At 64.5% G+C, this 9503-nt stretch carries 8 protein-coding genes; 5 read left to right on the top strand and 3 right to left on the bottom strand.

Annotated features, from left to right (window positions below; translation table 11 throughout):
- Positions 1 to 19 precede the first annotated feature (19 nt).
- From H928_RS0113955 to H928_RS0113940, 4 genes are all read left to right on the top strand, one after another.
- A complete protein-coding gene (locus H928_RS0113955) occupies positions 20 to 1462 on the top strand; it encodes a malonyl-CoA decarboxylase domain-containing protein (RefSeq protein WP_021027072.1) in 1443 nt (480 codons plus the stop codon).
- A 192-nt stretch (positions 1463 to 1654) separates the two neighbouring features.
- Positions 1655 to 2671 (top strand): tripartite tricarboxylate transporter substrate-binding protein, encoded by a 1017-nt coding sequence (locus H928_RS0113950; protein WP_021027071.1) that lies wholly within the window; start codon positions 1655 to 1657, stop codon positions 2669 to 2671.
- Between the two features lie 16 nt (positions 2672 to 2687).
- Positions 2688 to 3479 carry an enoyl-CoA hydratase/isomerase family protein gene (locus H928_RS0113945; RefSeq protein WP_027010940.1) on the top strand — a complete coding sequence of 264 codons (792 nt, stop codon included), beginning with the start codon at positions 2688 to 2690 and terminating at the stop codon, positions 3477 to 3479.
- 66 nt (positions 3480 to 3545) lie between these two features.
- A complete protein-coding gene (locus H928_RS0113940) occupies positions 3546 to 5102 on the top strand; it encodes a malonyl-CoA synthase (RefSeq protein ID WP_021027069.1) in 1557 nt (518 codons plus the stop codon).
- Positions 5103 to 5212: 110 nt separating this feature from the next.
- Here H928_RS0113940 and H928_RS0113935 read toward each other — a convergent pair whose 3' ends face one another.
- Together H928_RS0113935 and fnr are read right to left on the bottom strand one after the other, a co-directional pair.
- Positions 5213 to 5656, bottom strand: a complete 444-nt coding sequence (locus H928_RS0113935; protein WP_021027068.1) for a universal stress protein — start codon at positions 5654 to 5656, stop codon at positions 5213 to 5215.
- A 155-nt stretch (positions 5657 to 5811) separates the two neighbouring features.
- Positions 5812 to 6534, bottom strand: coding sequence for a fumarate/nitrate reduction transcriptional regulator Fnr (gene fnr / locus H928_RS0113930; protein ID WP_021027067.1), 723 nt, complete (start codon positions 6532 to 6534; stop codon positions 5812 to 5814).
- Between the two features lie 150 nt (positions 6535 to 6684).
- On the opposite strand from fnr, the gene hemN reads away from it, so the two are divergent.
- Positions 6685 to 8067: an oxygen-independent coproporphyrinogen III oxidase gene (hemN, locus tag H928_RS0113925; RefSeq protein ID WP_021027066.1), complete on the top strand. Its 1383-nt coding sequence runs from the start codon at positions 6685 to 6687 to the stop codon at positions 8065 to 8067.
- A 16-nt stretch (positions 8068 to 8083) separates the two neighbouring features.
- Here hemN and H928_RS0113920 read toward each other — a convergent pair whose 3' ends face one another.
- Positions 8084 to 8905 (bottom strand): sulfite exporter TauE/SafE family protein, encoded by an 822-nt coding sequence (locus H928_RS0113920; RefSeq protein ID WP_027010939.1) that lies wholly within the window; start codon positions 8903 to 8905, stop codon positions 8084 to 8086.
- Positions 8906 to 9503 lie beyond the last annotated feature (598 nt).

Raw genomic sequence — 9503 nt, 5'->3', positions numbered from 1 at the left:
CCCCCCCCCCGCCACTGGGGTGGACAGCGCCGCCAACAGCTGGCTGCAAAAAAGCGCGGCCTGGCTGCGCTCGGTCGGCATTCCTACCGAGCTGGGCAGCAGCAGCGCTGCCGAAGGCGAGCGCAGCACCACCGAGCGCCTCAAGGCCACCTTGCGCCGGGGCAATGAGGCGCTGTCGCCGCGCGAGCTGCGCCGCCTGCTGGCCGACCTGCAGGCCGTGGGCGCCAGCGAGGTGAGCGATGCCGAAGGCGGGCGCCTGGCCGAGCCGGTGATGCAGTGGTATGCCGCCGCCCAGCCCGAGCAGCGCCTGGACTGCTGGCGCCTCCTATGCGAGCAGTTTGTGCCCGATGTGGCCAAGATCGGCCAGGCCCGCCAGCGCTACGAAGACGCGATCGGCACCGCCAGCATGGCCGCTGCCGAGCGCCACCTGCGCAAGGCCTTGCAGACGCCGCGCATGCGCCTGTTCCAGCGCTTTGCGGTGCCCGCGCAGGGCATGCGCTTCTTGCTTGATCTGCGCGCGCAGATGCTGCCCCAGCTCAAGAGCCAGGAATGGCTGGTCGCCGTGGACGCCGATCTGGAATACCTGTTCTCGACCTGGTTTGACATCGCCTTTTTGGAGCTGCGCAGCCTCAGCTGGGATTCGCCCGCGTCCTTGCTCGAAAAACTCATCAAGTACGAAGCGGTGCATGACATCCGCAGCTGGACCGATCTGAAAAACCGCCTCGACAGCGACCGCCGCTGCTACGGCTTTTTCCACCCGCGCCTGCCCAACGAGCCGCTGATCTTTGTCGAGGTGGCCCTGGTCGACAAGATGTCGGACAGCATTGCGCCGCTGCTGGACGAGGCCGCTGCCGCAGCCGATGTGAACAAGGCCAGCACGGCGATCTTCTACTCGATCAGCAACACCCAGACCGGTTTGCGCGGCGTGAGTTTTGGCGATTCGCTGATCAAGACCGTCGTCGAGCAGCTGCTGCAGGAGTTTCCCAAGCTGCGCCAGTTCGCGACCTTGTCGCCGATACCGGGTTTTCGCAGCTGGCTGGGCAAGAACGCGGCCGAGGTCTGGGAGGGTGCCGACAAGCGCCTGCGCGCCGAGCTGGGCAAGGCGCTGGACAAGGCCGAGCCCACGGTGGACGACTGGATGGCCGCGCTGGAGCAACCGGGCCAGTGGCAGGCGGGCGATGCGGCTGCCAAGCTGCTGCTGCATGCCGCTGCCCGCTACCTGGGCAAGAGCCTGGTCAAGGACAAGCCGGTGGACCCGGTCGCGCGCTTTCACCTGGGTAATGGCTCACGCGTCGAGCGCCTGAACTGGGCGGGTGATACCTCGGCCAAGGGCATCAAGCAGTCCTATGGCCTGATGGTGAACTACCTGTACGACTTGAAGCGCCTGGACAAGCACCGCAATCTGCTGGCCCAGGGCAAGATCCCGGTGTCATCGGGCATCGAGGCACTGGCCAAGGTCTGAACCTGTTTTTGAGGATGGCAGGCCAGCATCGCGCCCCCAGGCGCTGCGCTGGCCTGGAGAGAGCTGCAGGCCCCATAAGGGCCGCAGCCTGGGTGGTCGGCATTCTTTGCTGACCAGCCAGGGCTTGTGCGTTGCTGTGGGCACGCGCAGGCGGGTGTGCGTGGATCTTAAAAATAACCGTTAGGAGACAAGATGACCAAGAGCTATACACCGTCCTCATCCAGAAGGCGAACGCTGGTAGGCCTGGCCGCCGGCATGGCCGGCACGGCGCTGCCCGCCTGGAGCTGGGCCAACACGGCAGCAGCCAAGGACTGGCCCACCAAACCGGTGACCTGGGTGGTGCCCTTTCCCGCAGGCGGCGGCACCGATGCCTTTGCGCGGCCGCTGTCCTCGCAGTTCTCGAAAATCTCGGGCAAGACCCTGGTGATCGACAACAAGGGTGGCGCGGGCGGCACCCTGGGGGCCAGCTTTGCGGCGCGCCAGCCCTCCGATGGCTACCACTTCTTCATGGGCGGCACCCACCATGTGATTGCGCCCTCGGTCTACCCCAAGCTCGATTACGACATCCAGAAGGACCTGGTGCCGCTGGCGCTGCTGGCCACGGTGCCGCAGGTGCTGGTGGTCAACCCCAAGCGGGTGACGGCGGCCAATATGCAGCAGCTGCTGGCCCAGCTCAAGGCCAACCCGGGCAAGATGAGCTTTGCCTCGGCCGGTGCCGGCACCAGCCACCACCTGGCCGGCGAGCTGTTCAAGATCCAGAGCCAGACCGACATCCTGCATGTGCCCTACAAGGGCGCGGGCCCGGCGCTGCAGGACCTGATTGCCGGCAATGTGGACATGCTGTTCGACGGCCTGGGCTCGTCGGCCGCGCATATCGCCGCCGGGCGCATCAAGTGCCTGATGGTCTCGGGCAGCCAGCGCAACCCCTCGCTGCCCGATGTGCCCTGCGCTGCCGAAGTGGGGCTGCCCGATTACAACGTGACCACCTGGTACGGCCTCTGGGCCATCAAGGGCACCTCGCCCGAGCTGCAGGCGCGCATGTTCGAAGAGGCCAAACGCATGGGCGCGTCGGAAGAAATCAAGGCCATCTGGGCCAAGAATGGTGCGGAATATGGCAGCATGACGCAGCCGCAGTTTGCCGCCTTTGTGGCCGACGAGGTCAAGCGCTGGGCCGAGGTGGTCAAGGCCTCGGGCGCGAAGATTGAATGACAAGAGGAGCGAGATGATGGCGGGGCAGGTTCGTGTGCAATCGTGGGTGGTGGGCGAGGAGGCATCCCGCGCGCAGGTCGTGCGCGTGGTGCTGGACCATGCGGGCAAGCGCAATGCCATGTCGCGTGCGATGTGGCGCCAGCTGCGCCGCGTGTTTGAGGACCTGCAGCGCCAGCCCGGGCTGCGCTGCATCGTGCTGCAAGGCGAGGGCGAGGCCTTTTGCGCCGGTGGCGATATCTCGGAGTACGCCGGCTTTCGCTTTCAGCCAGAGAGCCTGGCCGCCTTCCACGAAGGCGAGGTCTGGCCGGCGCTCAACGCCATGCTGCAATGCGATGTGCCGCTGGTCGCTGCCATTGACGGCGCCTGCATGGGCGCGGGCGTGGAGCTGGCCAGCTGCTGCGACACCCGCCTGGCAACAGACAGAGCCCAGTTTGGCGCGCCGATTGCCAAGCTGGGCTTTCCGATGGCGCCCAAGGAGGCGGCGCTGGTGCTGAGCCAGGTGGGGCCTGCCAAGACGCGGCAGATGCTGCTGGAGGCAGCGGTCTTTGGCGCCGAGCAGATGCTGGCCTCGGGCTTTTTGAGCCAGGTGTACCCCGCTCAAGACCTGCACGCCCAGCTGGAACGCAGCGTCGCCCGCATCTGCGGCCTGGCGCCCCAGGCCGCCCGCATGACCAAGCAGCTGCTGCGTGCGCTGGCCGAAGGCGATGCCCAGGCCCCGGTGCTGCAGCAGCCCTATGCCTATGCCGATTCGGCAGAACACCGCGAAGGCATTGCTGCCTTTGTCGCCAAAAGAGCAGCCCAGTTTTGACCGTGCCTGCGCTGGCCACCGGCCAGGCCGCAGGCGCCAAGGAAACCACCAACCAAGTAGACAAATATGACCAACGACAACCTGTTCTGCGCCCTGCGCGCGGCCTTTCCTGAGGACCTCGATGCCATCGCCGTGGAGACCACCTCGGCCAGCGGTGAGCCGCTGAACTACAGCTGGCGCGATCTGGACCGCATGAGCGCGCGCATCGCCAACCTGCTCGATTCGCTGAATATTCCTTCCGGCAGCCGCGTAGCGGTGCAGGTGGAAAAGTCGGTCGAAGCGATGGCGCTGTACCTGGCCACCTTGCGCGCCGGCCATGTGTTTCTGCCGCTCAACACCGCCTACCAAAGCGCCGAGATCGAGTACTTTGTCACCAATGCTGAGCCGGCCGTGGTGGTCTGCTCGCCGGCCAACTTTGGCTGGGTCTCCAAGATCGCCTTCCAGTGCGGCACGCAAAGCGTGTTCACCTTGGGCGATGACCGCAGCGGCACGCTGCTGGAGCGTGCGGTGCACTGCGCCGATGCGCACACGCCCGCGCAGAAATCTGCCGACGACATGGCCGCCATTCTCTACACCAGTGGCACCACCGGGCGCAGCAAGGGTGCGATGCTGAGCCACGGCAACCTGCTGAGCAATGCAGTGATGCTCAAGGACTACTGGGGCTGGAAAAAGGGCGATGTGCTGATCCATGCGCTGCCGATCTTCCATGTGCATGGCCTGTTTGTCGCGATCCATGCGGCCTTGCTCAATGGCAGCAAGATGGTCTGGTTTGCCAAGTTCGAGCCCAAGGCGGTGATTGCCGCGATGGCGCGGGCGACCGTCTTCATGGGCGTGCCGACCCTGTATGTGCGCCTGCTGGCCGAGCCGGGCCTGACCAAGGCGGCGGCCCAGCACATGCGTTTGTTCATCTCCGGCTCGGCGCCGTTGCTGATCGAGACCTTCCGCGACTGGCAGACCCGTACCGGCCACACGATTTTGGAGCGCTATGGCATGAGCGAGACCATCATGCTGGTCTCCAACCCCTACCAGGCCGATGCCCGCCATGGCGGCCAGGATGAGCGCCGGGGCGGCACGGTGGGCTTTGCGCTGCCGGGTGTGGGCGTGCGGGTGCAGGGCGATGACGGCCAGGCGCTGGGCGCCGACGAGATCGGTCATATCCAGGTGCAAGGCCCCAATGTGTTCAGCGGCTACTGGCGCATGCCCGAGAAGACCGCGCAGGAGTTCACGGCCGACGGCTGGTTCAAGACCGGTGACGTGGGCAAGATTGATGCGCGTGGCTATGTGACCATCGTCGGCCGCAGCAAGGACCTGATCATCTCCGGCGGCTACAACGTCTACCCGGCCGAGATCGAGGGCTTCATCAACGAACTGCCGGGCGTGGCCGAAAGCGCGCTGGTCGGCGTGCCACACCCCGATTTTGGCGAAGTGGGCGTGGCCGTGGTCATTGCCAAGGCGGGCCAGCAGCTCGATGCCGAGGGCATCATTGCGACTTTGAAAAAGCAGCTGGCCAACTTCAAGATTCCCAAGCGCTGCTTTGTCGTGGGCGAGCTGCCACGCAACACCATGGGCAAGGTGCAAAAGAACCTGCTGCGCGACCAGTACCAGGGCCTGTTCAAGGGCTGATGCGCCCATGATGGCGGCCTGCGCCGCCATGACAAAACCCTCGCGCTGTGGCAGCCAAGAAGCTGCCGCAGGCGAGGGTTTGCTATTGGGCGGATGCGCTTAGGTGGCGATCAGCGCAGCACCAGCACCGGTATCGTCGCATGGGTCAGCACATGCTGGGTTTCGCTGCCCAGCAGCAGGCGCTTCAAGCCCCGGTAGCCGTGCGATGCCATGACGATCAGGTCGCAGTTTTCCTTTTTCGCCGTCTCCAGCAGCGCCTCGGCAATCATGTCGGACTTGATCACCAGGGTCTTGATGGGCACGCCGGTGGCAGCGCCTTCGGCCACCACCTTGTCGACAATGCCCTGGGCGGCGCGTTCCCAGCCGTCCTCGATGCGCGCAATGTCATCGGGGTTTTGCATGGTGCTGCCCTCGAAGTAGCTGCGCGGGTAGTTGGGCGAGATGTTGACGGCGGTGACCGTGGCGTGGCTCAGCTTGGCCAGCGCGAGGGCGTGGCGGACGGCCTTCTCAGACAGCTCAGAGCCATCGGTGGCAAGCAGGATATGTTGGTACATGGCAGGCTCCTTTCAGGTCAGACGTAGGGCAGAGCCGCTGTTGCGCAGCCTTGCCGTGGCTTCAACACAGAGCATCGCCGCTTGCGGCTTGAGCGGATGTCGGATCAGACCGCGTTTGTATCCGCTGACGCGGCGACTTGGAATAGCTGCTTAGCTTAGGCCGAGCAGGCCTGGGTGTTGATCAGGCCCTGGAGCTTGTCGGTGTCCAGAATGCGCACATGGCGCTGCTTGACCTCGATGATGTTCTCCTCGGCAAACTTGGAGAAGGTGCGGCTGACGGTCTCGAGCTTGAGGCCCAGGTAGCTGCCGATTTCCTCGCGTGTCATGCGCAGGATCAGCTCATGCTGCGAAAAGCCCCGGGCATGCAGGCGCTGCACCAGGTTCAGCAAGAAGGCGGCCAGGCGCTCTTCGGCGCGCATGCTGCCCAGCAGCAGCATGACGCCATGCTCGCGCACGATCTCGCGGCTCATGACCTTGTGCACATGGTGCTGCAAGGCGGTCACTTCGCGCGACAGGTCTTCGAGCGAGGAGTAGGGCATCACGCAGACTTCGGCGTCTTCCAGCGCAATCGCGTCGCAGGAATGGCGGTCGTTGACGATGCCGTCAAGCCCGATGATCTCGCCCGCCATCTGAAAGCCGGTGACCTGGTCGCGCCCGTCTTCGGTGGCGATGCTGGTCTTGAAAAAGCCGGTGCGAATCGCATAGAGGGAGGTGAAGGTCTCACCGTTGCGGAACAGCGCGCTGCCGCGCTTGATCTTGCGGCGGGTGGCGACGATCTCGTCGATGCGCTCCATTTGTTCGGCCGACAGTCCCACGGGCATGCACAGCTCGCGCAAATTGCAGTTGGAGCACACCACTTTGATGGAGTTGGATGTCATGTATCAATACCCGTGAACAAATATTCATGTAGGAACGGCGTTCCTCGTATGCGCCTATTGTGCGTGCAGGCGCCAAATGGGTTCTTGATGTACATCAAGGACGCGTGGCAGAGCTTGGGGCACATTGGGTGTCCGCTAGGAAGAAGCCACATGATTTCCCTGACCCCCGACCTGCTGCGCCGTTTTGATGTTCCCGGCCCCCGTTACACCTCGTATCCTACCGCAGACCGATTTGTTGAAGCCTTTGCTGCGAATGAGTACAAGCAGGCGCTGGCGCAACGCGGCACCGGCCTGGCTGGCAGGCTCGCTCCGCTGTCCTTGTATGTGCATGTGCCGTTCTGCGCCTCGCTGTGCTACTACTGCGCCTGCAACAAGATCATCACCAAGCATGCCGAGCGGGCCGACGAGTACCTGGACTACCTCGAGCGTGAGCTGGACCTGCAGCTGGCCCATGTCAGTGCCCGCCCCACCATCAGCCAGCTGCACCTGGGCGGCGGCTCGCCCACGTTTTTGACCGATGCCGGCCTCAGCCGCCTGATGGACATGGTCAAGCAGCGTTTTCATCTGCAGCCCGGTGGCGAGTACTCGATCGAGGTGGACCCGCGCACCGTGAGCCGCGAGCGCCTCCAGCACCTCTACCAGCTGGGCTTTAACCGGCTGAGCTTTGGCGTGCAGGATTTTGACCCGCTGGTGCAAAAGGCCGTGCACCGCGAGCAGCCCGCCGACCAGGTGTTTGCCTTGGTCGAGCAGGCGCGTGAGATCGGCTTTGAATCTATCAATATCGATCTGATCTATGGTCTACCCCAGCAAAGCCCGGCCAGCTTTGTGCGCACGATGGAGCAGGTCAATGCGCTGCGGCCCGACCGCATTGCGCTCTACGCCTATGCGCACCTGCCCGAGCGCTTCAAGCCCCAGCGCCGCATCCAGGCGCAGGACCTGCCCAGCCCGGCCGACAAGCTGGCCATGCTGGCCCAGGCCCTGGCCGCGCTGGAAGGCGCCGGTTATGTGTATGTGGGCATGGACCATTTCGCCTTGCCCGACGATGCCTTGGCGGTGGCCAAGCGCCAAGGGCGCCTGCACCGCAACTTTCAGGGCTACAGCACCCAGCCCGATTGCGATCTGCTGGCGCTGGGCGTGTCGGCCATCGGCCGCATTGGCGCGACCTACAGCCAGAATGCCAAGACCCTGGAGGAGTACTACGACCTGATCGACCAGGGCCAGATCCCCGTGGTGCGGGGCCTGGCGCTGACGCGCGATGACCTGCTGCGCCGCGCGGTGATCATGGGCCTGATGTGCCAGGGGAGCCTGGCGATTGAATCGCTGGAGCAGGCCTGGCTGATTGATTTTGCCCAGTACTTTGCCGCCGAGCTGGCCCAACTGCGCGAGCTGCAGGACCAGGGCCTGGTGCAGCTGAGCGACGAGGCGATCAATGTGACCGAGCTGGGCTGGTACTTTGTGCGCGGCGTGGCCATGGTGTTCGACAAGAACCTGCAGGCCGACCGCAACCGGGCGCGCTTCTCGCGGATTATCTAGCCCGCTGTGGCAGGTCTCAGCCCTGCCAGGCCGCCAGGCTCTTGTAGAGCATGTACGCGGCCAGACACAGCAAGATGCCGCCAAAGATCTTCTTGAGCTGGCCCACCGGCAGGCGGTGGGCGGCACGGGCGCCCAGTGGCGCGGTCAGCACGCTGCAGGTGGCAATGGCGGCCAGGCCGGGCAGCCAGATATAGCCCAGCGAATGCGGTGGCAGGCCCTGCAGGTGCAGGCCGGCCACCATGAAGCCGATGACATTGGTGACCGCAATCGGAAAACCCAGCGCCGAGCTGGTGGCCACCGCGTTGTGCATCGGCACGCTGCACCAGGTCATGAAAGGCACGCTGATGAAGGCGCCACCGGCGCCCACCAGGCCCGAGAGGCAGCCGATCACGCCGCCAGCGGCCACCTGGCCGGCCGTGCCCGGCATGGCGCGCATGGCCTTGCTGTTGGGCTTGCGGAACATGCGCAGTGCCGAGTAACCAATGAACAGGCCAAAAAACAAACCCAGGTAGCTGCCCTTGAGCATCGCAAAAATGCCCAGGCTGGCCAGCAGGCCGCCCAGCACAATGCCCGGGGCCAGGCGTTTGACAAGGTCCCAGCGCACGGCGCCATGCTGGTGGTGGGCGCGCACGCTGGACACAGACGTGAAGACGATGGTCGCCATCGAGGTGGCAATCGCCATCTTGATCGCCAGCTCCGGCGCCACGCCCTGGCTGCCCAGGATGTAGGTGATGAAGGGCACCAGCACCATGCCGCCGCCAATGCCCAGCAGGCCCGCCAGAAATCCGCCGATCAGGCCCAGAAACGACAGCGGCAGCAAAACAAGAGGATCAGTCATGGCGCGCATTAAAAAGGCCACCTGAAACAGGTGGCCTGAAACCCCGCTGTCGCGGAGAGGAGAAGACAGGTTGGGCAGCCTGCCCGAAAAAATCAGGTGTTCGCAGCGGATCCACTGGACCGTCATCCTGAACCGGGGGTTCAGGTGGGCAAGGGCAACCTATCGTTGGGTTCATCTGACGCGAGACGATCACGCTCAATAGGTGATGTACCAAGCCCGTGCTCGTAGAGCATTGGTTCAAGGAACTATAAAGTCCAGCAGGGCTGCGAACGCCTCCATTGTAATCGCTCGCGCCTGCCGCACCCACCAAAACTGCATGTCAATGTGCCTGGATTGGTCAAAAAAGATAGCTGGCTATCTATATTGAGCAATGGAAAGGGTGGTATTTTGCGCGGAGGCATTGCATGGCGCCGCAATCTGGTGTTGGCGCCTGTTTGCCGACCAGCCTCAAGCGCTGGTGTCCAGGGTTTCGGCGGCCTTGGCAGGGGCGGGCGCCAGCGCCGCGTCCAGCCGCTGCATCACCGACTGCAGGCGGGGCTCGTCCCAGTCCAGGCTGGCCTGGTCACCGGTGGCGGGCTGGGCCTGCGCCTCGGCCATC

Origin of the sequence: Comamonas sp. B-9 (assembly GCF_000410635.1) — a bacterium.
Taxonomy (GTDB): Bacteria; Pseudomonadota; Gammaproteobacteria; order Burkholderiales; family Burkholderiaceae_C; genus Comamonas.
This window is presented reverse-complemented; position numbering and strand designations above follow the sequence as displayed.